Origin of the sequence: Nostocoides australiense Ben110, assembly GCF_001050535.1 — a bacterium.
Taxonomy (GTDB): domain Bacteria; phylum Actinomycetota; class Actinomycetes; order Actinomycetales; family Dermatophilaceae; genus Nostocoides_A; species Nostocoides_A australiense.
Genome location: NZ_HG764815.1, coordinates 1,899,859 through 1,924,137, shown reverse-complemented (window position 1 = coordinate 1,924,137; position 24,279 = coordinate 1,899,859). Strand labels below are relative to the sequence as shown.

24 protein-coding genes and 1 pseudogene are annotated in these 24,279 nt (G+C 68.4%); 15 read left to right on the top strand and 10 right to left on the bottom strand.

What is annotated here, in order from left to right; all coding sequences use genetic code 11:
- The 6 genes and pseudogenes from BN11_RS09295 to BN11_RS09270 all read left to right on the top strand — a co-directional run.
- Window positions 1-1,395: aminopeptidase P family protein (locus BN11_RS09295; protein WP_083433644.1), on the top strand; the 1,395-nt coding region annotated here is incomplete at its 5' end.
- A gap of 260 nt (window positions 1,396-1,655) precedes the next feature.
- Entirely contained in the window at window positions 1,656-3,011 is a 1,356-nt protein-coding gene (locus BN11_RS09290) for an ABC transporter substrate-binding protein (RefSeq protein WP_083433643.1), read from the top strand.
- On the top strand, window positions 3,011-4,159 hold the full coding sequence (locus BN11_RS09285) for a carbohydrate ABC transporter permease (RefSeq protein WP_048696928.1): 1,149 nt from the start codon (window positions 3,011-3,013) through the stop codon (window positions 4,157-4,159). Before BN11_RS09290 ends, BN11_RS09285 begins: the two co-directional genes overlap by 1 nt.
- Window positions 4,156-5,070, top strand: a complete 915-nt coding sequence (locus tag BN11_RS09280) for a carbohydrate ABC transporter permease (RefSeq protein WP_327152851.1) — start codon at window positions 4,156-4,158, stop codon at window positions 5,068-5,070. Before BN11_RS09285 ends, BN11_RS09280 begins: the two co-directional genes overlap by 4 nt.
- Before the next feature lie 211 nt (window positions 5,071-5,281).
- Window positions 5,282-5,653 (top strand): YciI family protein, encoded by a 372-nt coding sequence (locus BN11_RS09275; protein ID WP_048696925.1) that lies wholly within the window; start codon window positions 5,282-5,284, stop codon window positions 5,651-5,653.
- A 45-nt stretch (window positions 5,654-5,698) separates the two neighbouring features.
- Window positions 5,699-6,046 (top strand): annotated as a pseudogene (locus BN11_RS09270) (DUF6596 domain-containing protein); the annotation flags it as partial.
- 22 nt (window positions 6,047-6,068) lie between these two features.
- Here BN11_RS09270 and BN11_RS09265 read toward each other — a convergent pair.
- From BN11_RS09265 to BN11_RS09250, 4 genes are all read right to left on the bottom strand, one after another.
- The gene (locus BN11_RS09265; protein ID WP_048696920.1) at window positions 6,069-6,830 is read right to left on the bottom strand and encodes a PIG-L deacetylase family protein; all 762 of its coding nucleotides are present in this window, start codon (window positions 6,828-6,830) and stop codon (window positions 6,069-6,071) included.
- Window positions 6,831-6,865: 35 nt separating this feature from the next.
- Window positions 6,866-7,534, bottom strand: coding sequence for a general stress protein (locus BN11_RS09260; protein WP_235435426.1), 669 nt, complete (start codon window positions 7,532-7,534; stop codon window positions 6,866-6,868).
- Window positions 7,535-7,646: 112 nt separating this feature from the next.
- On the bottom strand, window positions 7,647-9,578 hold the full coding sequence (locus tag BN11_RS09255) for a potassium transporter Kup (RefSeq protein ID WP_048696916.1): 1,932 nt from the start codon (window positions 9,576-9,578) through the stop codon (window positions 7,647-7,649).
- 37 nt (window positions 9,579-9,615) lie between these two features.
- Complete coding sequence (locus BN11_RS09250) at window positions 9,616-10,818, bottom strand: acyl-CoA dehydrogenase family protein (protein WP_048696915.1); 1,203 nt, start codon at window positions 10,816-10,818, stop codon at window positions 9,616-9,618.
- Window positions 10,819-10,980: 162 nt separating this feature from the next.
- Between BN11_RS09250 and BN11_RS09245 the strand changes: the two genes are divergently transcribed.
- A complete protein-coding gene (locus BN11_RS09245; RefSeq protein ID WP_048696911.1) occupies window positions 10,981-11,544 on the top strand; it encodes a PadR family transcriptional regulator in 564 nt (187 codons plus the stop codon).
- A complete protein-coding gene (locus BN11_RS09240; RefSeq protein ID WP_048696909.1) occupies window positions 11,541-12,506 on the top strand; it encodes a BtrH N-terminal domain-containing protein in 966 nt (321 codons plus the stop codon). Before BN11_RS09245 ends, BN11_RS09240 begins: the two co-directional genes overlap by 4 nt.
- Window positions 12,507-12,531: 25 nt before the next feature.
- Here the strand turns inward: BN11_RS09240 and BN11_RS09235 are convergent, their stop codons facing one another.
- The gene (locus BN11_RS09235) at window positions 12,532-12,918 is read right to left on the bottom strand and encodes a pyridoxamine 5'-phosphate oxidase family protein (RefSeq protein WP_235435425.1); all 387 of its coding nucleotides are present in this window, start codon (window positions 12,916-12,918) and stop codon (window positions 12,532-12,534) included.
- A 135-nt stretch (window positions 12,919-13,053) separates the two neighbouring features.
- Here BN11_RS09235 and BN11_RS09230 point away from each other — a divergent pair, with 135 nt between their 5' ends.
- The 3 genes from BN11_RS09230 (at window position 13,054) to BN11_RS09220 (ending at window position 16,303) form a co-directional block, all read left to right on the top strand.
- Window positions 13,054-14,286, top strand: coding sequence for an MFS transporter (locus BN11_RS09230; RefSeq protein WP_048696906.1), 1,233 nt, complete (start codon window positions 13,054-13,056; stop codon window positions 14,284-14,286).
- 4 nt (window positions 14,287-14,290) lie between these two features.
- Window positions 14,291-15,106 (top strand): alpha/beta hydrolase-fold protein, encoded by an 816-nt coding sequence (locus BN11_RS09225; protein ID WP_157044058.1) that lies wholly within the window; start codon window positions 14,291-14,293, stop codon window positions 15,104-15,106.
- A gap of 363 nt (window positions 15,107-15,469) precedes the next feature.
- On the top strand, window positions 15,470-16,303 hold the full coding sequence (locus BN11_RS09220) for a serine protein kinase RIO (protein ID WP_048696901.1): 834 nt from the start codon (window positions 15,470-15,472) through the stop codon (window positions 16,301-16,303).
- A gap of 114 nt (window positions 16,304-16,417) precedes the next feature.
- Here BN11_RS09220 and BN11_RS09215 read toward each other — a convergent pair whose 3' ends face one another.
- From BN11_RS09215 to BN11_RS09205, 3 genes are all read right to left on the bottom strand, one after another.
- On the bottom strand, window positions 16,418-16,720 hold the full coding sequence (locus tag BN11_RS09215) for a heavy-metal-associated domain-containing protein (protein WP_327152850.1): 303 nt from the start codon (window positions 16,718-16,720) through the stop codon (window positions 16,418-16,420).
- An 82-nt stretch (window positions 16,721-16,802) separates the two neighbouring features.
- Window positions 16,803-17,666 carry an HpcH/HpaI aldolase/citrate lyase family protein gene (locus BN11_RS09210; RefSeq protein WP_048696898.1) on the bottom strand — a complete coding sequence of 288 codons (864 nt, stop codon included), beginning with the start codon at window positions 17,664-17,666 and terminating at the stop codon, window positions 16,803-16,805.
- Window positions 17,666-18,736 carry an HpcH/HpaI aldolase/citrate lyase family protein gene (locus tag BN11_RS09205; protein ID WP_048696895.1) on the bottom strand — a complete coding sequence of 357 codons (1,071 nt, stop codon included), beginning with the start codon at window positions 18,734-18,736 and terminating at the stop codon, window positions 17,666-17,668. The genes BN11_RS09210 and BN11_RS09205 overlap by 1 nt, the downstream gene beginning before the upstream one ends.
- A 53-nt stretch (window positions 18,737-18,789) precedes the next feature.
- On the opposite strand from BN11_RS09205, the gene BN11_RS09200 reads away from it, so the two are divergent.
- The 4 genes from BN11_RS09200 (at window position 18,790) to BN11_RS09185 (ending at window position 22,704) form a co-directional block, all read left to right on the top strand.
- Window positions 18,790-19,380 (top strand): hypothetical protein, encoded by a 591-nt coding sequence (locus BN11_RS09200; protein ID WP_157044057.1) that lies wholly within the window; start codon window positions 18,790-18,792, stop codon window positions 19,378-19,380.
- An 81-nt stretch (window positions 19,381-19,461) separates the two neighbouring features.
- Window positions 19,462-20,748: a magnesium transporter MgtE N-terminal domain-containing protein gene (locus tag BN11_RS09195; protein WP_048696889.1), complete on the top strand. Its 1,287-nt coding sequence runs from the start codon at window positions 19,462-19,464 to the stop codon at window positions 20,746-20,748.
- Entirely contained in the window at window positions 20,741-21,373 is a 633-nt protein-coding gene (locus BN11_RS09190; RefSeq protein ID WP_048696886.1) for a DUF1003 domain-containing protein, read from the top strand. The genes BN11_RS09195 and BN11_RS09190 overlap by 8 nt, the downstream gene beginning before the upstream one ends.
- A gap of 197 nt (window positions 21,374-21,570) precedes the next feature.
- Complete coding sequence (locus tag BN11_RS09185; RefSeq protein WP_048696883.1) at window positions 21,571-22,704, top strand: Mrp/NBP35 family ATP-binding protein; 1,134 nt, start codon at window positions 21,571-21,573, stop codon at window positions 22,702-22,704.
- Window positions 22,705-22,864: 160 nt separating this feature from the next.
- On the opposite strand, the gene BN11_RS21265 is transcribed toward BN11_RS09185, so the two are convergent.
- Together BN11_RS21265 and BN11_RS09175 are read right to left on the bottom strand one after the other, a co-directional pair.
- Window positions 22,865-23,296, bottom strand: a complete 432-nt coding sequence (locus BN11_RS21265) for a twin-arginine translocase TatA/TatE family subunit (RefSeq protein ID WP_053084048.1) — start codon at window positions 23,294-23,296, stop codon at window positions 22,865-22,867.
- A 38-nt stretch (window positions 23,297-23,334) separates the two neighbouring features.
- Window positions 23,335-24,279, bottom strand: a 945-nt coding sequence (locus BN11_RS09175) for a S1C family serine protease (RefSeq protein ID WP_157044360.1), incomplete at its 5' end; no start/stop codon positions are given.

The following is a 24,279-nucleotide window of genomic DNA, read 5'->3' as shown; positions in this document are numbered from 1 at the left end:
CCCCCGCCCCCCCGCCGCTCCCCCGCCGCGCCGTATGCCGCCGCCCGCCGTGCCACCCTGTCCGCCGCCTATCCCGGCGAACGCCTGGTGATCCCCGCAGGCGGGCTGAAGGTGCGCAGCAACGACACCGACTACGTCTTCCGACCGCATACCGCCTTCGCCTATCTGACCGGGCTCGGCGCCGACCGCGAACCGGACGCGGTGCTCGTGCTCGAACCGACCGCCGATGGCCACGAGGCGATCCTCTTCTTCCGGCCTCTGGCAGCGCGCGACAGCGACGAGTTCTTCGGCGACGCCCGCTATGGGGAGTTCTGGGTCGGGCCGCGTCCGAGCATCGAGGAAATCGAGGCCGAACTCGACCTGAGCGGGCGGCACATCGACGACTTCCTCGATGCCGTGACCAAGGACGCCGCGGAAATGATCGTGCGCGTGGTGCGCGACGCCGACAGCGCTCTGACGGCGCAGCTCGACGAGCGCCGGGTGTCCGAAGGGCGCGAACAAGAAGCGCTGCAAGAGGCCGATGACGAACTGGCGCATACGATTTCGACGTCACGGATGGTCAAGGACGCGTTCGAGATCGAGCAGATGCGCGCGGCCATCGCCGCCACCAAGGTGGGCTTCGAGGCAGTGATCACCGACCTGCCGCACCTGGTGGCCAAGGGCCGCGGTGAACGGTGGGTCGAGGGCGTCTTCGGGCTGCACGCACGCCACCAGGGCAATGGCGTCGGCTACGACTCGATCTGCGCGGCCGGCGACCACGCGAACACCCTGCACTGGATCAAGAACACCGGCGACGTGACCGAGGAGGATCTCATCCTGCTCGACGCGGGCGTCGAGGTCGACGCCCTCTACACCGCAGACATCACGCGCACCCTGCCCGTCAGCGGCACCTTCACCGAGGACCAGCGCGAGGTGTATGACGCGGTGTGCGCCGCGCAGGCGGCCGGCATCGCCGCGGTCAAGCCGGGAAACAAGTTCAGCGACGTGCACGGTGCGGCGATCCGGGTCATCGCCGAGCACTTGCACGCGTGGGGGCTGCTGCCTGAGGGCATCGGCGTCGAGGAGACGCTCGACAAGGACCACGGGCAGTACCACCGGCGCTGGATGGTCCACGGCACGAGTCACCACCTCGGCCTCGACGTGCACGATTGCTCGCTGGCCACGCGCGAGGAGTACATGGACGCCGAACTGCGCCCCGGGATGATCCTCACCGTCGAGCCAGGGCTGTACTTCAAGGCGGACGACGACCTGGCGCCGGAGCGCTTCCGCGGCATCGGTGTGCGGATCGAGGACGACGTCCTCGTGACCGAAGACGGATGCGAGAACCTCTCCGCCGGTATGCCGCGAAGCAGCGCCGAGGTCGAGGCCTGGATCCAACACGTCCAATCGCGCTGAGCCGCTCGACGCGGCACGCAGCGTCTCAGCTACCTGGTGCCCACGGGGCCCAGGTGGCTGGTGGGACCACACCGGCCACGCGGCATACCGTCAATCTCGCGAAGCAAGAATTTGAACGTGCCAACTATGTCACGAAGCGGTATCGACCCGTCGTGGCGCCTGGACGGTTGCCAAGGGTTGGGGTTACAACAGGGGGACCAACCAGCGTGGCGCTGGCTACTTCGTATGCCCTCGCCAACGCGTGAATCGAAGGAGATCACATGGCGCAGGTGCACCGGCGCAGGCGACTCGTCGCGATGGGGGGTGCGATCCTCACCACCACCTTGTTGAGCGCCTGCCTCCAGAACCCGAACGCCTCCGACGGCGGTGGCGCGGCCGGACTCAACGGCTACGTCGACAACACGCAGAAGGACGGCGACAAGGTCGTCACCATCCTCGGCGCCTTCGGTGGCGATGAGAAGAAGGCCTTCGAGGCCTCCCTCGCCGAATTCGAGAAGTCCTCCGGCATCGACATCCAGTACACGGACGACAACAACTTCACGACCATCGTCAAGACCAGGGTGACTGCCGGCGATGCGCCCGACATCGCGCTCTTCCCGCAGCCCGGTGGTCTGATCGAACTGGCCGAGGCGGGCAAGATCCAGCCCATCGACTCCGTCCTCGACTACGACGCCCTGGCCACCACCTTGGTGCCCGGCTTCCTCGAGTCCACCCGTTACAAGGGCCGCTCCTATGGCGCCCCGATGCGCATGGCCGTCAAGTCCATCGTCTGGTATCCCAAGCCTGCGTGGACCGAAGCCGGCGGCAAGACCGAGTTCACCTCCCTGCAAGACCTCGCGAAGAACACCGACGAGATCAAGGGCAAAGGCACCGCGCCCTGGTGCATGGGCTGGGGTAGCGACGCAGCCACCGGCTGGGTCGGCACCGACTGGATCGAGGAGATGGTGCTGCGGGTCAGCGGCCCGGACGTCTACGACCAGTGGGTCAGCCACAAGATCCCGTTCAACGACCCGCAGATCCTCAAGGCGTTTGCCGAGTTCGGCAAGCTCGCCAAGGGTGACGGCAATGTCTTCGGTGGCGCCGCGAACATCATCAACACCAAGTTCGGTGACGCGATGACCCCGGCGTTCCAGGACCCGCCGAAGTGCTACTTGATGCGACAGGGCAACTTCGCGACCGGCTTCCTCCCCAAGGACGTCCAGGCAGACCTCGACAACAAGGTCGGGATCTTCGTCTTCCCGCCGCTCGACGGCGGTTACGGCGGCCAGCCCATCCTCGGTGGTGGCGACTTGGCGGCGCAGTTCAACGGCAACGACCCCGACACCATCGAGGTCATGAAGTTCCTCACCTCCGACAAGTTCGGCGGGCCCTGGGCCAAGGTCGGCGGCTGGCTGTCGCCGCACAAGACCTTCGACGCGACGAACTACCCCAATGAGCTGACGAAGCAGATGGCCGAGATCGTGTCGAGCGCGGATGTCTTCCGCTTCGATGCCTCCGACCTGATGCCCAAGGAGGTCGGCTCGGGCACGTTCTGGACCGAGATGGTCAAGTGGATGAATGGCGCCTCGGACGAGGAGACCGCCACCGCGATCGAGAACAGCTGGCCGAAGTCCTGATGAGCACCGCAACCGATACCGTCGTCGCCCCACAGCGGCGGGACCCCGATGACATCAACCGGGCCAATGTCCCCAAGATCGTCATCGGGCTCTTCGGCCTGATCCTCACCGCCTGGGCGCTGGGCAATCTCTTCCTCGCGTTCGGCTACTACCCCCAGTGGTTCCTCGACAACAAGATCCTCATCGCCGCACTCGCCCTGATCGGCGGGGTCGGTGGGGCCGCGTTGCTCTTCTGGTTCCTCAATATGTTCATCGAGGGCCTGCCCAACCGGCTCAGCCAGGGCATCATGCCCTACGCCTTCCTGCTGCCGGGCTTCGGGCTCATCGCCCTCATGCTCATCTACCCGACGATCCAGACGATCAACTACTCCTTCGCCAACGCCAACTCGACCGAATACGTCGGGCTCGCGAACTACAAGGACATCTTTGGGTCGAAGGACTTCTGGAACGCCATCCTGAACAACCTCCTGTGGTTGGCGCTCGTCCCGGCGATCACCGTCGCGATCGGCATCATCGTCGCCGTGCTCGCCGACAAGCTCTCGGCGCAGGGTGAAAAGGTCAGCAAGTCGATCATCTTCCTCCCCATGGCGATCAGCTTCGTCGGTGCTTCGGCGATCTGGAACCTCGTCTACGCCTACAGCGACAAGTCGCAAAGCCAGGTCGGTCTGCTCAACGCGATCGTCACCAAGCTGGGGATGGACCCCAAGACGTGGCTGCAGATATCCGACGGCAAGCTCAACTCGCTATTGATGATGGTCATCCTCATCTGGCTGCAGGTCGGCTTCTCGATGATCCTGTTGTCCTCTGCCATCAAGGGCGTCCCGGACGACACCCTCGAGGCGGCCCGCATCGATGGCGCCAGCGAGCTGCAGATCTTCTTCAAGGTGATCATCCCGCAGATCCGCGGCACCATCGTCACCGTCTTCATCACCGTGGTCATCCTCGTGATGAAGGTCTTCGACATCGTCTACGTCCTGACCAACGGCCGCGACAACTCCGATGTCATCGCGAACCTCTTCTTCAACGAGATGTTCGCCAACAGCCAGGCCGGCCGCGCGTCGGCGATCGTCGTCGTGCTGCTCATCGCCGTGCTGCCGATCCTCTGGTACCAGGTCAAGACCTTCCGTGAGGAGCAGATGAACCGATGAGTTCCACGGCTATGACCCCCGCACCCGTCGTCTCGGACCCCAAGCCGCGTCAGCGCAGGCTGATGAAGGACGGCCGGCCGCGCAGCATGTTCTCGATCATCTCGATGATCCTGCTGTGCATCATCTGGACCCTGCCCACACTGGGTCTGCTCGTCACCTCCTTCCGCAGCCGCGACGACGCACAGTCCAACGGCTGGTGGAATGCGTTGTTCAACCCGTTCGGCACCGGCTGGACCTTCGAGAACTATCGCAAGGTCATCGCGGATGCCGACCTCGGCAATGCCTTCCTCAACGGGATCGTCGTCGCCCTGCCGGCGACCATCCTGCCGATCATGTTCGCCGCCTTCGCGGCATACGCGTTCACCTTCCTGGACTTCCCGGGCAAGGACCTGCTCTTCATCGCCATCGTCGCGGTGATGGTCGTCCCGATCCAGGTGGCCTTCCAGCCGATGCTCAACCTGCTCGGCCCCAACGGTCTCGGCATCTCCGGCCAATACATCGCGGTGTGGTTGTTGCACACCGGATTCGGTATGCCGCTGGCCATCTACACCCTGCGCAACTACATGTCCACGCTGCCCTACAGCGTGGTCGAGTCGGCGAAGATCGACGGCGCCACCCACTACCAGATCTTCTGGAAGCTGGTCGCCCCGATGGCCATGCCCGCCATGGCCGCCTTCGCCACGCTGCAGTTCCTCTGGGTGTGGAACGACCTGCTGATCGCCAAGCTGTTCCTGAACTCCGGCAACTCCACGGTCATCGTGAAGTTGCAGGGCCTGCTCGGCACCCAGGGTCAGGGCCAGGAGTTGCTCACCGCGGGCGCCTTCATCTCGATGGTGCTGCCGATGATCGTCTTCTTCGCCCTGCAGCGCTTCTTCGTCCGCGGCCTCACCTCGGGCGCGGTCAAGGGCTGACGCCACCGCGCACCCACGATTGGGCCCGCCCTCCCTCCGGGCGGGCCCTTTCGCGTGCCCATGACCCCGCCCTCCCCGGGCTTGCGTCCGCGGAGTTGGTTGCTAGAGCGACCAACTCCGCGGACGCAAGGGGGGTGACGAATCCGGCCCCCTTCGATCGTCATGGGGTATCCGGCCACCACGGAGCCGGGCGAACCGAGAGGATCTGACAATGCGTTACTCCCTGCTGCTGCACTACCCCGAGCCGACCGAGGGCCAGATCGACCCCGAGGTGATCGCGCAGGCCCAGCGGGCCTTCCAGGCGTATGCCGCCGCCCTCGACGCCGCTGGTGTCCTGATCGCCGCCGAGGTCCTCCAACCGAGCGCCGCGACCACGACCGTCACCCGGCGCACCGGCGACCTCAGTGTGCAGGACGGTCCCTTCGCCGCCACCGTCGAGGCGCTCGCCGGGGTGTTCGTCCTCGACGTGCCCCACCTCGACGCTGCCATCGGGTGGGCCGAGAAGTGCCCCGCCGCCCAGTGGGGCGTCATCGAGGTCCGGCCGGCCGGCACGTCCTATGTCGACGGCGCCTGGACCCACTAGGAGCCATGCGGTGACGACACCGGAGCCGGTGCGGGCGAGCCCGAGGTCCGCGGCCTCACCGCGCTGGTCAGCATGTCGCTCGCCCGCCTCTCCGGCCGCACCGACGCCGACGGCCGATTCGTCCCGTTGGCGCAACAGGATCCAGCGACGTGGAACCGAGCCCTCATCGACCGCGGTCGAGCCCACCTCGCGGCGGCACATGATGCGCGACAGCTCGGGCGCTTCCATCTCGAGGCCGCCATCCAGGCCGTACATTGCTCCCGCGTCGACGGGGCCGAACCGGATCCACGCCTGCTCGTGGACCTCCATCGTGGTCTCGTCGCCGTCTCCCCCACCCTCGGGGCCATCGCCGCGCGACAGCACCTGCTGTCACAGCGCGAGACGTGGACCTGACGCGACCAACACCGGCGGCCCCCTAGCGGCGTTCGACCACGTCGAGCAGGAGCGCGTAGTCGACGTCCGGTGCCGGCTTCACCGATCCCAGGACCATCCCGAGCAACTGGGCGGGCTTGGGGAACTGTTCCGGGAGGACGCGGTTGTACGTGTCGTGCTCCTCGAGCGACGCCACCGCGGCGGTGAACGTCGCGGTGACGTCGACATAGTGGGTCGGGGTGGCGGTGCCGGCGAAGGCCAGCAGCGGCACGTGGTGTGGCTCGAGGCCCTCGTCGAGCAGTTCCGGGAAGATCCACCGGTTGCCGGCGTCGGCGACTGCGTCGGCACACGCCTGACCCACGGCGCGGTGGTCGGCCTGGTTGAGCATGCCCGCGACGAACCGATCGTGGTAGTCGCCGGTGACGACGAGACCCGGCCTGCGGCGCCGTATCTCGCGGGCGATGTCGCGGCGCAGGTCCAGGCCGTACTCCACGATGCCGTCCCGATAGGAACCGAACTCGACGATCTCGACGCCGACGGCCCGACCGGCTGCGCGTTGCTCCGCCTCCCGCACCGGGCCGGCCTGGTCGGGATGCAGGTTGTCGATGCCCGCCTCCCCGCGGGTCGCGAGCCAGTACGTCACCGTCTTGCCGGCACCGGTCCACCTGGCCACGGCGGCCGAGGTGCCGTACTCGATGTCGTCGGGATGCGCCACGACGCACAGGACGCAGTCGAAGGCCTCGTCGAGGACGGTCAGCTCCGGCGGCCCGGAATGAGGTCCTGAGGGTGGTCCCGGAGGTGTCATGGCCCCGAGGCTACGCCTCGATCGGCCCCCGTTGCTCAGAATCCGGAACTAGGTGGCGGCGGTTGCCGCGGGGGCGATGCGGGAAACTGCGCCGAGGGTGGGGCCTGCGCGTCTGATTGCGCCTGTGTCGTGGGCGGGGTTTGCGCGGCTGCCTGGGCCTCGGCATACGCCCGGGCCTGTGCCTCGGCGACCTGCGCCTGGGCGGCCTTCATGGGGTCCATCTGGGCGATCAGGTCCCGGCCCTGCTGGACGTACTTGTGCTCGGTCATCACCTCATACCGCGTAGCGACGACCTGGCTGACGGAGGTGAAGTCGCGCTGGCCCTTGGTGAGTGCGTAGCCCACCATCGACCACACCAGCCCGAAGAGGGCACCGAAGATCACGGTCGAGAGGATCCGCACGAGCGTCTGACCGTCCTCGAACATCGAGAAGATCAGACCGACGAAGGCACCCAGCCAGGCACCGGAGAGCGCCCCTCCCATGGCCACGCGCCCGCGGGTCAGGCGCCCGGTGACCCGCTCGACCTGCTTCAGGTCGGTGCCGACGATCAGCACGTTCTCGACGGGAAAGCCGTTGTCGGACAGGTAGTCCACGGCCTTCTGCGCCTCGTGATAGCTGTCATAGACACCGAGCGACATGGGGTAGTTCAGCTTGAAGGCGCCCGGACCGAGCGGGCTGCGGCCACCAAGCGGTTGCGCTGTCATACTGCCATTCTCCCAGGTGAAAGCTGGACGTTTGCTGGGAGTCCACCCAGCAAACGGCTCCCCCGCGCTCCGCCATCGCGTTGGCGCCGGCGCCCCGTCGGCACGTGATCCGCTAGAACCTGACCTGGGCGCCCATGACGACCGTGCGGCCGATCGGCAGGTTGAAGTAGTCGACCGGTGACGCGGCATTGTGGGCCATGCCGACGAACATCCGCTTGCGCCAGCCGGCCATGCCCGGGCGGTCGGAGCGGTGGATGGTGATCTTGGACAGGAAGTAGACCGGGTCCTCGAGGTTGGCGTCCAAGCCCTGCTCGATGGCCAGCGCCAGCGCCGCCGGGATGTCGGGTTCGTCCTGGAAGCCGAATGACAGCGTCACATGCGAGATGTGGTCGTAGGGGTCGCCGAGGTCGTCGATGACCACGCGCTGCTCGTCGGGGATGTGCGGCTGGTTGCGGATGCGCGAGGAGACGATGACGACGCGCTCGTGCAGGACCTTGGTGAAGTCGGCGTTCTCGCGCAGCGCCAGGGGCGTGGTCTCGGCTGTGGGATGCAGGAAGAAGGCCGTGCCGGGCACCTTGGCCAGGCCTTCGCCGTGCAGGACGTCGAGGAAGGGCAGCAGGGGGCCTTCGAGCTTGGTCCGGCGCGCCGTCACCAAGGTGGTGCCGCGGCGCCAGGTCATCATGACCAGCACGAGCGTGGCGGCGACCAGCAAGGGCAGCCAGCCCCCGTGCAGCACCTTGGCGGCGTTGCCGGCGAAGAAGTTGACCTCGAGCACGCCGAAGGCGAGGGCGAAGAGCGCGATCCGCCACGGTGCCCACTTGTGCCGCGCCGCGGCATACACGCAGAACAACGTCGTCGTGAGCATCAGGTCGAGGGTCACCGCGACGCCGTATGCGGTGGCGAGCTTCTCGGAGGCGCGGAAGGTGAGCATCAGCAGCAGGACGCCGGCGAAGAGGAGCCAGTTCACCGCGGGGATGTAGATCTGTCCGCCGTGTTCGGAGGTATGCCGCACGGTCAAGCGGGGCAGGTAACCGAGCCGTTCCGCCTGGCGGGCTACGGAATAGGCGCCGGAGATCACCGCCTGGGAGGCGATGATCGTCGCCAGCGTGGCCAGGACGACCAGGGGCATCGAGAGCCAGGCCGGGGCCAGGTGGAAGAAGGGTGAGGTGGCGGTTTCGGGGTGGTGCAGGATCCCCTGCGCCTGCCCGAGGTAGTTGATCGTCAGGCACGGGAAGACCAGGATGAACCAGGCCCGCACGATCGGGACCCGCCCGAAGTGGCCCATATCGGCATACAGCGCCTCGGCGCCGGTGACCGACAGCACCACCGCACCCATCGCGATGAAGGCGATGAAGGGATGACGGAACGCGAATTCGACCGCGTGGTGGGGCGAAAGCGCGCCCAGGACATGGGGATCGGCGAGGATGTGCGGGATCCCGAGCGCCGCCAGGGTGAGGAACCACAGCACCATCACCGGCCCGAAGAAGCGGCCGACGAGGTGGGTGCCGAAGCGCTGCACGGCGAAGAGGGCGGTGATGATCCCGACGCCGATCGGGAGGATGTCGTGCTCCAACCCGGGGGCGGACACCTTCAGGCCCTCGACCGCCGAGAGCACGGAGATCGCCGGCGTGATCAGGCTGTCGCCGAAGAAGAGCGAGGCCCCGATCACCCCGAGGATCATGACGAGGCCGAAGCGTTTGCTCGACGGCGGCACGAAATGGCGGGTCAGATAGGCCAGCGACAGGATGCCGCCCTCACCGTCGTTGTCGGCCTTGAGGATGAACATCAGCTGTTTGATCGAGACGATCAGCGTGATGGACCAGAAGACCATGGAGATGACGCCGTAGACGTTGGCGGAGTTGGGATGCACAAGGCCGGCATCGAGGGTGAAGACGGTCTGCATCGCATACAGCGGGCTGGTCCCGATGTCGCCGAACACCACTCCGAGGGCGGCGAGGACCAGCGCCCACGTCGCCCCGCCCGGGTGGTGATCGCCGGCCTCGGGAGCAGAAGCCGTTGACGAAGGTGTCGCGACGTCAGTCACACGTGCCCATCGTATGCCGCTCGTCCGGGCTCGGCCGTCAACCCTTGAGTTTGTAGTCCTCCAGCAGGCGGCGGCCGATGATCATCTTCTGGATCTCCGCCGTGCCTTCGCCGATCAGCAGCATCGGGGCCTCGCGGTAGAGGCGCTCGATCTCGTACTCCTTGGAGTAGCCGTAGCCGCCGTGGATGCGGAAGGACTGCTCGACGACATTGGCGCAGTTCTCGGCGGCGAGATATTTGGCCATGCCGGCCTCGAGGTCGTTGCGTTTGCCGGCGTCCTTGAGGCGGGCGGCCTTGACCATCATCTGATGGCTGGCCTCGACCTTGACGGCCATGTCGGCGAGGCGGAAGAGGATGCCTTGGTGGTCGGCGATCTTCTTGCCGAAGGTCTCGCGCTGCTGGGCATAGGAGATGCCGAGCTCGAAGGCGCGCATCGAGACCCCGCACGCGCGGGCGGCGACGTTGACGCGGCCGACCTCGACGCCGTCCATCATCTGGTAGAAGCCCTTGCCGGGCTCGCCGCCGAGGATCTGGGCGGTGGTCGTCTTGTGGCCGGTGAGGACGAGTTCGGTGGTGTCGACGCCCTTGTAGCCCATCTTGTCGATCTTGCCGGGCACTGTGACGCCCTGCGCGGTCTCGCCGAAGCCGGATTTCTTCTCGATGAGGAAGGTCGTCATGTTCTTGTACACGCTGTCCGCGCCGAGGTCGGTCTTGACCAGCACCGCAACGAGATTCGCGCTGCCACCGTTGGTCAGCCACATCTTCTGGCCGTCGATCACCCAGTCGTCGGAGTCGCCCTGGCGCACCGCCTTGGTCTTGATGGCCGAGACGTCGGAGCCGAGGCCGGGCTCGGACATCGAGAAAGCGCCGCGGAGGTCCCCGGTCGCCATCCGGGGCAGGTAGTTCTGCTTCTGCTCCTCGGTGCCGTGCTGCAGGATCATGTACGCGACGATGAAGTGGGTGTTGATGATGCCGGACACCGACATCCACCCGCGCGCGATCTCCTCGACGCACAGGGCGTAGGTCAGCAGCGACTCCCCCAGCCCGCCGTACTCCTCGGGGATCATCAGCCCGAAGATCCCCATCTCCTTCATCTGGTCGACGATCGCCTGCGGGTATTCGTCCTTGTGCTCCAGGTCCGTCGCGACCGGGATGATCTGCTCGTTGACGAATTCCTTGACCAGCTTGAGCAGTTCGACCTGCTCCTCGGTGAGGTTGTCTGTCGTCTGCAGTCGTGACATGCGTCGATCGCCGCCTTGCGCTCGGGTCCAGGGTTCTCTTGCGAGTATGCCGTCCGCCCTCGTCGCGCTGTAGCCGCGCCGGGCGTGATCCCTCCCACCCCGCCGCCGGGAAGCCGCCTCCGGGTCCTTCCCTTTATATTCCAGTGTTGGTATATTCCATGTATGGAGAAATTGTCGAATGCCGAGTTCACCCTCCTGCTGATGATGGCCGAGCAACCCGGGATCACCGGCTACACCATCACCCGGCTGGTCGACGAACGGGGCCTGGGCGCCTGGGCCGGCGTCGCCTCCTCCTCGGTCTACAACGGGCTGAGTCGGGTGGAGCACCGCGATCTCGCGCAGTCGGCGCCCGACGACACCAAGACCGGGCGCGGCCCGCGCGGGCGGTGCTACACCCTCACCCCCGCCGGTAAGCGCGCACTGCGGGCGGCGCTGCGCCAGGCGCTGAGCACGACGCGCGAGCACGACCCGCGGTTCAACCTTGCCCTCTCCGGCATCGACACTCTCCCCGCGACGACCGCCGCTTCCTGCTTGCGGGAGCGGGCGGCATACCTCGCGGCGGAGCACACCCGCCTGAGCGCCATCCGCGACGCCCAGGCCCACGAACCCACCTCCGCTGCCGGCCTGCTCTTCGATCGGATCCTGCACGCCGTCGAGGCTGAGCGGGCGTGGAGCGCGGCCGCCGCCCAGCAGATCGCGTCCCGAACAGAGAGGACTGACCGATGAACGCCACCATCGCCGGCTTCGAGCCCTTCGTCGGCGAACACTGCGAGACGACGGCGACCGGCAATCTCCTGCACGCCGCCGGCCTCCCACTCAGCGAGCCGATGATGTTCGGGCTCGGCCAGGGGCTCAGCTACGGCATCTTCACCTTCAAGGGCGCACCCGCGCCCTTCATCGGCGGCCGCACCCGCCCCGAGCAACTCACCCAGGACCTCGCCAGCCGGCTGGGACTCGACGTCGACGTCCGCACCACGCGCTCGGCCCGTCGGGCGTGGGCCAATGTGGCCGACTTCGTCGACCGGGGCGTCCCCGTCGGGGTGAAGCTGAACATGCGGCTGCTCGACTACGACACCACCGGTGCGGACTTCGCCGGCCACTTCGTCGCCGCCTACGGCTACGACGGCGAGCGCGTGTATGTCGTGGATACCCGCGGCCAGGGCGGTGCCCGGGTGACGAGCCGGGCAAGCTTCGAGGCCGCGCGGCTGTGGAAGGGGCCCATGTCGTCCAACGCCCTGACCTGGACCATCGCCGCGCCGCACCCGATCGCCCTCCGATCAGCCCTGCCCGGTGCGATCGCCGCGACCGCTCAGGCCTTCCTCAATCCTCGGATCGCCAACTTCGGCGCCAAGGGCATTCGCAAGACCGCGCGCGTCATCCGCGCCTGGCCGCAGGAGTATGCCGCCGCCGACCTCGCCGGCATCGGTCACCTGATGGAGCACGGCGGCACCGGCGGCGGGCTCTTCCGCCGGATGTATGCCGCCTTCCTGCGCGAGGCGGGCGGCGTCCTCGGCGACGCGTCCCTCCTCGACGTGGCGGAGCAGTTCGAGATCGCCGCCGGCCTGTGGTCGCAGGTCGCCGCCGCGCTCGAACAGGTCGACGGTCCAGACAGCCTCGATCGCGCCGCGCAGCTCCTCCACGAGATCGCCGACGTCGAGGAGACCGCCATGCAGGCCCTCGCCGACTGACCCGCCGCCTGCATCACCCGCGTGCTCAGCACACCCCCTTGAGAACCGCCGTCGAGTCGGCCCCCCGGTCGTCGAGTGAGCGCGACACGCCCAGAACGCCCGCCGAAACTCGGCGTGTCGCGCTCACTCGACGCGCGCAGTTCAGGTCATCGATCAGATCCACCCGCCCGGCGACGGTGACGAACGAGAAGGGTGGGCGGTCGTCTTGGACGGTGAGACTGGCATACCGGGTCCGTTTGAGCGTGCGGCCCTCGAGGGTGTCGGCACCGGTGTTGAAGACGATCGTGCCGTCGTCGTCGAGGTCGTACCAGGTCGGCGCCGCGTGGGGCCGTCCGTCGTTGCGCGTCGTCGCCAGCACACCCGGCCGCGCGGGCAGAGCGGTGAGGAAGGCTGCCACTTCGTCCTCGGTCATCCGGTGGTAACCCATGCGGACTCAGAAGGCCCGGCGCGCCATTCCGGTATGGCGCGGACGGCTCGGCCGCGACCCGGCACCTGGAGGTGCCGACCGATTCGACGGACTCGGACGGACGGCCGACAATGGGGCATCGTGCGCCGCTTCTTCGCTCCCTACCGCGTCCTGCGCGTCATGCCGTCGGCGCCGCACTTCTTCGCCAGTGCCTATGTCGCCCGGCTGGGCACGTCGATGTTCGGCGTGGCGATCGTCGTCATGATCGCCACCCGCTACGACTCGTACGCCCTCGCCGGCCTCGTCTCCTTCGTCGGGCTGATCTCGATGGCAATGGGCGGGCCGCTCGTGGCGCGCGCGATCGACCGGTTCGGGCAGCGCCGAATCGCGTTGCCGGCCGGGTTGGTCGTCGGGTGCTGCCTGCTCGCCCTCACCGTGGAGGCGTATGCCGGGGTGCCCGGCTGGGTCTTGCTCGTCACCGCCCTCGGGCAGGCGGTCGCGCCCAATCCCAGCACGCTGGTCCGCACCCGGTGGACCCATCTGCTCCCTGAGCGGCCGGCAGATCTGCACGTCGCCACCTCCTTCGAGCAGGCCGCCGAGGAGTCGTGCTTCGTCCTGGGGCCGGCACTGGGCGCCGCATTGGCGTCATGGCTCTTTCCCGAGGCTGGCGTCCTGGTGGCGACAACGCTCTTCCTGGTCGGGCTGCTCGGTCTGCTGGCCCACCGAGTCAGCGAGCCGCCGGTGCACGTCAGCGATGAGAAGCACCACGTCCTCGGCGCGTTCACCGCGCCCGGGCTGCTCGGCCTGGCCGTCACCCTCACCCTGACCGGCGCGGTCTTCGGCGGCATGGACGTCGTGGTGCTGGCCTATGCGGAGGACAACGGCGTCAAAGCCCTCGGCGGCGCGCTCGTCGGCTTCTTCGCCGCCGGCTCCCTCGTCGGTGGCCTGCTCTACGGACTCGTGCCCGTGGACGGGCAAATCGCCCGCCGGATGACGGTCTGGACCTTCGCGATGTTCGCCCTTCTGGCGCCTGTGCTGTGGGTTCCGAACATCCCGGTGCTCGCAGTCAACGGCTTCGTCGCCGGCCTCGCCATCGCGCCGACACTGATCACGGCGATGACCTTGTGCCCCAGGCTGGTTCCGACGAGTCAGCTCAACGAAGGCATGACGATCGTCGTCACCGGCCTGCTCATCGGGGTCGGAGTCGGCTCGGCCGCCGCCGGTCAGGTCATCGAGTCGTATGGCGCCCACCGCGCGTTCCTCGTGCCCGTCGCCGCCGCCGCGCTCGCCTTCGTCCTGGCGTTGCTGAGCCGCTCGCGCCTGGTCGCCGCGGAGCGGCGTGCGCTCGGCGCGCCGGTGCCGGTGGCACGATGACGGTATGAGCAGGGGGGGCCGGCCGGTGGCGCGGCGCACCCTGCTGCTCGGGGCCGCCGCTGCCGCGACCGCGAGTTGTGATTTGTCGATCTCGACGTCGGGCTCGGCGACGACACACGCGCACAGCCACCGGATGGACGGCACGCTGACCTCCGTGCACCTGGCGCCTGAGGAGTCGGCCTGGAGCCTGCTCATGCCGATGGGTAAGGGATCCCGCGCCCTGGTGATCGGCTTGCATGGCAAGGGATCTAACGGCCCGGAGATGATGGACATGCTCGCCCTCGACGAGCACGTGGCCCGAACGGAACTCGCCGTGGCGACGATCAGCGGCGGCGACACCTATTGGCACAAGCGCCGCTCGGGCGTGGATGCCGGGGCCATGGTCATGCAGGACTTCCTGCCGCTGATGCGCAGCTACGCGAAGATCCCGGAGAGCACGTCGCTGGGTTTCCTCGGGTTCTCGATGGGCGGCTACGGATCGCTCCTGCTCGCTTCCGCGATGAAGCCGGCCACGGTCCTCGGCGTCGTCGCGCAGAGTGCCGCCCTGTGGACCGACCCAGGCGACAGCGCGGAGGGCGCTTTCGACGACCGCGAGGACTTCGTCGCCCACGACGTCTTCCGTCGCGCAAAGGCCCTCTCCCGCATACCGATTCGCCTCGACTGCGGCACCGACGACCCGTTCATCGCGGCCAACCGCGCCTTCGCCCGCGATATCGTCCCGCACGCCGTAACGAACTTCGACGCCGGCGGACATACCGGCGACTACTGGCGCTCCCATGCCGGCGCAGACCTCGATTGGCTCGCCGCCCAGCTCTCCTGAGCCCCGGCGACCGCCGCCCCATCCGGGCGAGTGCACACGGCGCTCGCCACGGCCCGGTTGGTGCACACCAGCTACGAGTAGGGCGCTGTGGAACCACCGACGCGGATATTCGTGCAGGTCAGAGGGCTGATGACGCCTGACGCCATGAGGTACTCGTAGCCGGTGTGCACCGACCGCCGCCCGGGAGATCGTGCTGCCAGCTCGGAGCGGGCGATTAATCGGTTGCGCGACCACCCCGGGTGCGCTTCAGTGGTGGCGCGCGCCATCGGTCCGGCGCGCTGAGTGAGAGGAGGAGAGCCATGGCTGTTTCGGGCCTGATGCTGCCCCGCCCCGTTTCCTTCTGCACTCAGGAGCTATTCACCCATGACTTCGGATCCGTCCGCATTCGCGACCGATTCCTTCCCTGACGCCCCACCCGAGGGCGAGCGCTGGTCCACCTGGGACGGCGCCACCCACGGCCCCAAACCCCGGCCCGACTGGGTCATCACCGATCTCGGAGCCGTCGAGGCGGATCTCGGCGTGCTCAAGACCGGCAAGGAGGCCGATGTCCACGTCGTGCGCCGCTGGGTGCCCGACGGCACGGCCGAGCCGGAACGTGATGTCCTCATGGCCGCCAAGCGGTTCCGCAGCGGCGACCACCGGCTCTTCCACCGGGACGCCGGTTATCTCGAGGGTCGCCGCGTACGCCGGTCCCGAGAGATGCGCGCCATGGCCCGCCGCACCGAGTTCGGCAAAGAGGTGATCTCGGGCCAGTGGGCCGGCGCCGAGTTCGAGGCGCTCAAGGCCCTGTGGGCGCTGGAGTTGCCGGTGCCCTATCCGGTCCAGCTGACCGGCACCGAGATGCTCATGGAGTTCGTCGGCTCCGACGGCGTCGCCGCCCCCCGGCTGGCCGCGTCGCGCGTCGAAACCCGTTCTCTGCCAGGTCTGTTCGAGCAGGCACGCGAGGTGCTGACCCGCCTCGCGCTTCACGGGTGGGCGCACGGGGACCTGTCGGCATACAACATCCTGCTCGACGGCGACCGCCTCGTCTTCATCGACTGGCCGCAGATCGTCGACATCATCGGCAACCCGCAGGGGTTCGACTTCCTGCACCGCGACGTCCACAACCTCGCCTCGTGGTTCACGAGCAAGGGGTATGCCGTGGACGAGGAGCACCTCTTCGGTGACCTCGTCGCCGCCGCCACGTCGCGGTGGTGAGCCTGGCCCCCCAAGGAACCTCTGCTAGCAGAGGTTAGTCAAATCAGCACACCTACGGAAGTGTGCAGATTTGACTAACCTCTGCTCAGTTGGGTTGGGAGACAGCCAGATCGGTTACACGAGCGTGTAGTCGCCGGCCTCCTCGAGGGCCGCCGTCACAGCTGCCTCGTCGAGGGGCGCGTCGGACACGACCGTGACCGTGGAGGTGCCGCCCGCGACGAGGTCGACCTGGACATCGCGGACACCGGCAACGGCGGACAGCTCCTGGGTCACGGCGTGCGCGCAGTGGCCGCAGGTCATGCCGTCTACGGCATAGGTGCCCGTCACCGGTGCCCCGGGGTCGGCCGGGCTCTCGGCGGGGCCGGTGTCGTTGCTCGCCATCGGCAGGTTGCGGCTGACGTCGCTGGGCTGGGTCATTTCGCTACTCCTCGTATGCCGCCCGCGCGGTTCCCGCGGGGCCTCACCACAGCATACCCCTGGGGGGTAATCCGCAGTGGGGTCAGCCTGCGGTGACAGCTTCGTGCACCGCCAGGACGCGCTCGGCGATGTCGACGTGGAGGCGCTCGATCATCTTGCCGTTGTAGGTGACCACGCCGGTGCCGGCGCCGTCGCGCCAGGCGGCGACGATGCCCTCCGCCTCCTCGATCTCGCTCTCGCTGGGCGAGAAGGCGGCATTACAGGCGTCGATCTGGCCGGGATGGATGAGCGTCTTGCCGTCGAAGCCCATCTCCCGCCCCTGGCGGCACTCGGTAGCGAAGCCCTCCGCGTCCTTGACGTCGTTGTAGACGCCGTCGACGATCGCGATGCCAGCCCGGCGAGCCGCGAGCAGGGCGATCGACAGGGCCGTCAGCACCGGACCGCGGCCGGGAACGTGCAACGCCTGCAGTTCCTTGACGAGGTCGTTGGTGCCGATGACGAAGCAGGCCAGGCGTTCGTCCGCCCGAGCGATCTTGTCGGCCTCGAAGATCGCTTCCGGCGTCTCGATCATGGCCCACAGCTTGGTGGTCTCGGGCGCGCCGAAGTCGCGCATCGCCTCGGCCAATTGGCGAACTTCCTTGGGCGAGTTGACCTTTGGCACCACGATGCCGTCAGGCCCGGCCGCGCTCGCCGCCGCGAGGTCGGCTTCGTGCCACTCGGTGCCGATGCCGTTGACGCGGATCGTGATCTCACGCCGGCCGTACTCGCCGGATTTCGCTGCGGCACATGCGTTGTCGCGGGCGGCCGGCTTCGCGTCAGGTGCGACGGCGTCCTCGAGGTCGAGGATCAGCGCGTCGCAGCCGAGGGCCTTCGCTTTCTCCAGCGCGCGCTCGTTGCTGCTCGGCATATAGAGGACTGAGCGCCGGGGACGGTATGCCGTCGTCATCACTTCGCCTCCTCCTTGTAGAGCTCAGCGAGCTCCGGGTCGCCCGCCGACAACTGGTCGGCGAGGGCGAGGATGACGAGGCACTGCTTGAGGGAGGCGTCGTCCTCCATCTTGCCGTCGAGCATCACCGCGCCCGTGCCGTCGCCCATCGCCGCCTTGACCCGGCGGGCATGCGCGACGTCCGCCGCCGAGGGCGAGAAGACCTTCTTGGCAATCGCGATCTGCGCCGGGTGCAGCGACCAGGCACCGACGCACCCGAGCAGGAAGGCGTTGCGGAACTGGTCCTCGCAGGCGACGACATCCTTGATGTCGCCGAACGGTCCGTAGTAGGGGAAGATCCCGTGCATCGCACACGCATCGACCATCCGCGCGATCGTGTAGTGCCACAGATCTTGTTGGAAGACAGCGCGATCGGCGTTGATCGCGTCCTCGACCCCAGCGGGCGGATCCTGCCGCACGAGATAGCCGGGGTGTCCTCCGCCGACGCGCGTGGTCTTCATCCGGCGGTCAGCGGCCAGATCGGCCGGGCCGAGGGAGATGCCCTGCATCCGCGGCGAGGCGCCGCAGATCTCCTCGACATTCGCCATCCCCCGTGCCGTCTCCAGGATCGCGTGCACGAGGATCGGCCGCGTCAGCCCGGCGCGCGCCTCCAACTGCGCCAGCAGCCGGTCGACGTAATTGATGTCCTCCGGCCCTTGCACCTTGGGCACCATGATGACGTCGAGCTTGTCGCCGATCTCGGTCACGAGAGTCGTCAGATCATCGAGCACCCACGGCGAGTCCAGGCTGTTGACCCGCGTCCACAGCTGGGTGGCGTCGCCGAAGTCGGTTGCTTTGGCGATCTCGACGAGCCCGAGCCGGGCCTTCTCCTTGTTCTCCGCCTTGACGGCGTCCTCGAGGTTGCCGAGCAGCACGTCGACGGTCCCGACCATCGACGGGATCTTGGCGGCCATCTTCTCGTTGCTCGGGTCGAAGAAGTGGATCATCCGGCTCGGCCGGGCCGGGACCTCCCGGACGGGCGCCGGGGCGCCGACGGCAAGAGGGGCGAAGAAGTCCTTGGCGCTACGCATATTTGGGACGCTAGCAGCGCGCCGCCGCCGCGCCTATGTGCGACAGTGGCGATGTGACCGACCCCGCATCCCCGGCCGAGGCGCAGGCATCCGCGATGCCGGGAGCCGCTCCCGCCGCCGACCCCGGCCCCGCCCCCGTGAACCTCACCGCGCTGCTCGCCGAGGCGTTGGGCAAGAGCGATGTGTGCTGGCTGCGGACCCCCGGGTTCAACCGGGCGGTGTGGCATGCGTATGACCGTGATGCCGTCCTGATCGTCACCGGCCCGGGTGAGCAGCAGATCCCGCCGCTGCCCGACGAGGTCGAGCTGATCCTGCGCAGCAAGGACGCCGGCACCCGGTTGCTGACGATCACCGCCCGCGTCGTCGTCCTGCCGCCCGAGCACGCCATGTGGCCGGTCGCCGCCGCCGCCCTCGCCGCAGAGCGGCTCAACGCCACCGACGACCAGATCGAGCGGTGGCGGACGAGCGGGACCATCTACGTCCTGCACCCCTACGGCCTACCCGTCGAACGGCCTGGGGCGTATGCCGCCGAGGCCGCGGCATACCCGATCCCGGCGGCAACCGGCACCACCGGCGGCCTCAAACCCCGCCACGTCGGCAAGCACTTCGCCAAGCGCAAGCCCGACGCGCACTCCGCGCGCTAGACGCGCACACCCGGCGAGCGTGAGCACACGCCACCAGAACCTCCCGGGCCCTGCCGCGCACTGCCGATAGCCTTGGCGCTTGTGAGTGCACCGGTTCGCGTCTTCGTCGCCCGGCTCGCCGGGCTCGAGGTGTTCGACCCGCTCGGCGACCGGGTGGGCCGCGTGCGCGATGTCGTCATCACCTTCTCCCAGACCCGCCGCCCGCGCGTCCTCGGCATGGTCGTCGAGGTGGCCGGCAAACGTCGTGTCTTCGTCCCGATGACCCGGGTGACGTCGGTGGACGGCGCCCAGGTGATCACGACCGGGCTGGTCAACATGCGCCGGTTCGAGCAGCGCCAGAACGAGACCCTCGTCCTCGCCGAGCTGCTCGAGCGGCAGGTCACGGCGAGAACCGACAAAGGTCTCCTCGACGCCACCGTCGAGGACATCGGCATCGAGCAGGACCGGGCCCGCGACTGGAGCGTCACCAAGGTCTTCTGCCGCGAAGGCAAGCCCCAGGGCGGCCTGGCCCGGCTCGGCCGGCGCCGCAGCGCCACCTTCGTCGTGCCGGTCGAGGATGTCACGGGCCTCCACGTCGAGAGTGAGCAGCAGCCGGCCGCCCGGCTGCTCGAGGCGTACGAGGACCTCAAGGCCGCCGACCTGGCCGAGGCCATCAGCGACCTGTCCCCCAAACGGCGCCTCGAAGTCGCCGCCGCCCTCGACGACGAACGACTCGCCGACGTCATCGAGGAGCTGCCCGAGGACGCCCAGGTCGAGATCATGACCGGTCTCGAGACCGAGCGAGCCGCCGACATCCTCGAGGCCATGCAGCCCGACGACGCCGCCGACCTGTTGTCCGAACTCCCCGAGGAGCAGCAGGAACAGCTGCTGATGCTGATGGAGCCCGACGAGGCCGAAGACCTGCGCCGGCTGCTCGCCTACGACGACAACACCGCCGGCGGTCTGATGACGACCGAACCGGTGATCCTCGGCCCGGAGGCCTCCATCGCCGAGGCGCTCGCCGTCGTCCGGCGGGAGGAGTTGCCCACGGCCCTCGCGACGACGGTCTTCGTCACCCGCGGGCCGCACGAGACCCCGACCGGCCGCTATCTCGGAATGGTGCACATCCAGCGGCTCCTGCGCGAACCCCCGCACGCGTCGATCGGCGGCATCCTCGACAAGGACGTCGACCCACTCGAGCCGGACCTGCTGCTCGGCGAGGTCGCCCGCCGGCTGGCGAACTACAACATGATCGCTCTGCCCGTCGTCGACGAGGGCGCCCACCTGATCGGCGCGGTCACCGTCGACGACGTGCTCGACCACATCCTCCCGGAACACTGGCGCGAGGACCGCCACGAGCTGACCCAGTCGGAGGTGAGCCATGGCTGAGCGCCGGCCCCGGCTCGACCAGCCGCAGGAGCAGCACTCGCCGTGGATCCGCCGCCCCAAGGGCATGAACCGCGAGGCCTTCGGGGTGCTCTCGGAGAAGTTCGCCCGGTTCATGGGGACCCCCCAGTTCATCATCTGGATGACGGTCTTCGTCGCCGCCTGGCTGATCTGGAACACCTGGGGTCCGGAACGGCTGCAGTTCGACCCGCGCGACCTGAACTACACCCTCCTCACCTTGATCCTGAGCCTCCAGGCGTCGTACGCCGCGCCCCTGATCCTGCTCGCCCAGAACCGGCAAGCCGACCGCGATCGCGTTGCGCTGGAACAGGATCGCTCCCGTGACGAGCGCAACCTGGCGGACACCGAGTTCTTGACCCGCGAGGTCGCGTCATTGCGCCTGGCCATGCGGGATGCCGCCACCCGCGACTTCCTGCGCAGCGAGTTGCGCGACCTCCTGGAGGATCTCGTCTCCGAGGTCGACCAGCGCGAGGCGAAGGCCGCCCGCAAGGCCAAGCGCAAGGCGAAGGCCAAAGCCAAGGCGAAGGCCGCTGCCAAGGCCCAGGCCCGCCAAGCCGCCGCCCGCGCGGCGACCAAGCCGGGCGACATACCGTCCGCGCCGCAGTAGGCCCCCCGGCAATGGCTCACCGGCCCGCTGCCGGCGGCGCCGAGCGGGGCCAGGTTTGACAGAAGCGGGGCCAGGTTTGCCGAGGCGGGCCGACTTATAGCCAGGCCCCCGTCGCGAAACCCAGCCCCGCTGCGGGCGGCGGCAGCGTCCGCACCGCGGATTCGGGAGGAGGCGAGCGGGCGGCATACAGTTGCGGGGTGCCGCAGCCCACACACGACCAGCTCACCGCCGCCCTCGCGAAGGTCGACGACCCCGAGATCCGCAAGCCCATCACCGAACTCGGCATGGTGCAGGACCTCGCCATCGACGACGCCGGCGTCGCGAGCGTGACGATTCTGCTCACCGTCGCTGCCTGTCCCCTCAAGGACACGCTCACCCGCGATGTCACCGCTGCGCTGCGCGGCGTGCCCGGCGTGAGCGACGCCCGGGTGACGCTCGGGGTGATGACCGACGAGCAGCGCGCCGAGCTGAAGACGAAGCTGCGCGGGGGCGCGCCGGAGAAGGAGATCCCGTTCGCCAAGCCCGGTTCGCTGACCCGCGTGTATGCCGTGGCCTCCGGCAAGGGCGGCGTCGGCAAGTCGTCGGTCACCGCGAATCTCGCTGCGGCGCTGGCCGAACAGGGTCTGAAGGTGGGGGTCGTCGACGCCGACATCTACGGCTTCTCGATCCCCCGGATGCTCGGAGTGTCGGGTCAGCCGACCCAGGTCGACGACATGATCCTGCCGCCGGTCGCACACGACGTGAAGGTCATCTCGATCGGCATGTTCGTCCCCGGCAACCAGCCGGTCGTCTGGCGTGGGCCGATGTTGCACCGGGCGCTCAACCAGTTCCTCGCGGACGTCTTCTGGGGCGACCTCGACGTGCTGCTGCTCGACCTGCCCCCGGGCACCGGAGATGTCGCGATCTCCATCGCCCAGCTGATCCCCAACGCCGAGATCCTCGTCGTCACCACCCCCCAGCAGGCCGCCGCCGAGGTCGCCGAACGCGCCGGCGCCATCGCCGCTCAGACCCGCCAGCGGGTCGTCGGGGTCGTGGAGAACATGTCGTGGCTGGAGCTGCCCGACGGCACGCGTCAGGAACTCTTCGGAAGCGGCGGCGGCGCGCAGGTCGCCGCGTCGCTGACGCGCCTGCTCGGTGCCGAGGCGCCGCTGCTCGGCCAGATCCCGATCGATGTCACCCTGCGGGAGGGCGCCGACGCGGGTATGCCGGTCGTCCTCGGCTCCCCCACATCGCCCGCCGCGACCGCGCTACGCGGCATCGCCAAGACCCTGGCCACCCGCTCCCGCGGCCTCGCCGGCCGCTCCCTCGGGCTCACCCCGTCCGGCCGCTGAAACCTGCGCGCCCTCAGGACGAACGCCAGTCGAGTGAGCGCGACACGCCCATTGAACGCACTGAACATGGGCGCGTCGCGCTCACTCGACTGTTGGTGTGTAATGCCGACGCCGGGTTCGCCTCGACGCGTTCGCCCGACGCAATCGCGACGCGCTGGCGTCAGGTGGCGTCGGCGTCGTATGGCGTGATGCGAGCGAGCTCGTCGGCGCCGACAGCGGTGGCGCCGGCCGCAACGGTCTCCATCGGTTCCGCGTCGGCACCATCGGCGGATGACCGCCCGATCTGACCGGCCGAGGAGCGCACGCCCTCGATCTCGTCGCGCACCGGATTCCAGGCGGTCTCGATCGGCTCCCGCAGGGCGTCCCGGACGATCTTTCGCGGGTCGTACTGCCGCGGGTCGTACTGACGCCAGTTGACGTCGTCGAACTCCGGGCCCATCTGCTCCCTGAGCTGCGCCTTCGCCCCGTCCGCCAGCACGCGCATCTGCCGGATGCCGCGGGCGAGCTTGGCGGCATACTCCGGCAGCCGGGTCGGGCCGATGATGACGATCGCGAGCACGATGACGATCGCGAGCTCGTCCCAGCCCATCATCTGTCAGATGTCCTTTGCGTTCCGGGTGCGGCAGCGGGCTACTTCTTGGGAGCAGCCTGCAGGGTCATTGTGACATCGACGGGTTGGCCGTCGCGCCGCACCGTCATCGCGACGGTATCGCCCACGCTCTTGGCCCGGATCGCCACGATCAGGTCATCGGGTCCGGAGACCTCGTGGCCGTCGAAGCGCACGATGACGTCGCCGGGTTGGATGCCCGCCTTGTCGGCCGGACCACCAGCCGTGATCGGGTCATCGCCACCGTTGTCGGCCTTGACCTTCGCGCCCGGCCCCGAATAGGACTCATCGAGCAGCACGCCGATGATCGGGTGCTCCGACCTGCCCGTCCGGATGAGTTGATCGGCGGTCTTGACGACCTGGGCGCTGGGAATGGCGAACCCGAGCCCGATATTGCCGGCGTTGCCGCTCGAGGAGCCCGTCGGCGTGGCGATCGCGGAGTTGACGCCGATCACCTTGCCCGTGGTGTCGATGAGGGGCCCGCCACTGTTGCCGGGGTTGATGGCGGCGTCGGTCTGGATCGCGTTGATATACGAGCGCGACGTCGAGTCGCCCGCGACGACCGGCCGGTCGACCGCGGAGACGATCCCCGACGTGACCGTCGATTCTAGCCCGAGCGGCGCACCCATGGCGAGCACTTCGTCACCGACGACGACGGCCTTGGAGTCGGCCATCGGCAACGGCTTGAGGTCCGTGCGCTTGGTGTCGAGGACGGCGATGTCGTATGCCGGGTCGGTGCCGACGATCTCGGCTTCCACCGTGCTGCCGTCGGTCAGGACGACCGTGATCTCCTCGCCGACGCCCTCGACGACGTGATTGTTGGTGATCACGTGGCCGGCTGTGTCGTAGACGAACCCGGAACCCGTTGCGCCGGAACCGGATCCGGTGGCCCTGATGGTCACGACGCTCGGCAGGGCGGCGGCGGCAAGGGCAGCGAAACTCCCCGCCGGCCGCTCGACGGACGTGCC

Bases quoted from the DNA above. Each gene is read 5' to 3' on its own strand.
- BN11_RS09290 (WP_083433643.1), top strand. From the start codon at position 1,656: ATGGCGCAGGTGCACCGGCGCAGGCGACTCGTCGCGATGGGGGGTGCG.
- BN11_RS09285 (WP_048696928.1), top strand. From the start codon at position 3,011: ATGAGCACCGCAACCGATACCGTCGTCGCCCCACAGCGGCGGGACCCC.
- BN11_RS09280 (WP_327152851.1), top strand. From the start codon at position 4,156: ATGAGTTCCACGGCTATGACCCCCGCACCCGTCGTCTCGGACCCCAAG.
- BN11_RS09275 (WP_048696925.1), top strand. From the start codon at position 5,282: ATGCGTTACTCCCTGCTGCTGCACTACCCCGAGCCGACCGAGGGCCAG.
- BN11_RS09265 (WP_048696920.1), bottom strand. From the start codon at position 6,830: ATGACACCTCCGGGACCACCCTCAGGACCTCATTCCGGGCCGCCGGAG.
- BN11_RS09260 (WP_235435426.1), bottom strand. From the start codon at position 7,534: ATGACAGCGCAACCGCTTGGTGGCCGCAGCCCGCTCGGTCCGGGCGCC.
- BN11_RS09250 (WP_048696915.1), bottom strand. From the start codon at position 10,818: ATGTCACGACTGCAGACGACAGACAACCTCACCGAGGAGCAGGTCGAA.
- BN11_RS09245 (WP_048696911.1), top strand. From the start codon at position 10,981: ATGGAGAAATTGTCGAATGCCGAGTTCACCCTCCTGCTGATGATGGCC.
- BN11_RS09240 (WP_048696909.1), top strand. From the start codon at position 11,541: ATGAACGCCACCATCGCCGGCTTCGAGCCCTTCGTCGGCGAACACTGC.
- BN11_RS09235 (WP_235435425.1), bottom strand. From the start codon at position 12,918: ATGACCGAGGACGAAGTGGCAGCCTTCCTCACCGCTCTGCCCGCGCGG.
- BN11_RS09225 (WP_157044058.1), top strand. From the start codon at position 14,291: ATGAGCAGGGGGGGCCGGCCGGTGGCGCGGCGCACCCTGCTGCTCGGG.
- BN11_RS09220 (WP_048696901.1), top strand. From the start codon at position 15,470: ATGACTTCGGATCCGTCCGCATTCGCGACCGATTCCTTCCCTGACGCC.
- BN11_RS09215 (WP_327152850.1), bottom strand. From the start codon at position 16,720: ATGACCCAGCCCAGCGACGTCAGCCGCAACCTGCCGATGGCGAGCAAC.
- BN11_RS09210 (WP_048696898.1), bottom strand. From the start codon at position 17,666: ATGACGACGGCATACCGTCCCCGGCGCTCAGTCCTCTATATGCCGAGC.
- BN11_RS09205 (WP_048696895.1), bottom strand. From the start codon at position 18,736: ATGCGTAGCGCCAAGGACTTCTTCGCCCCTCTTGCCGTCGGCGCCCCG.
- BN11_RS09190 (WP_048696886.1), top strand. From the start codon at position 20,741: ATGGCTGAGCGCCGGCCCCGGCTCGACCAGCCGCAGGAGCAGCACTCG.
- BN11_RS21265 (WP_053084048.1), bottom strand. From the start codon at position 23,296: ATGATGGGCTGGGACGAGCTCGCGATCGTCATCGTGCTCGCGATCGTC.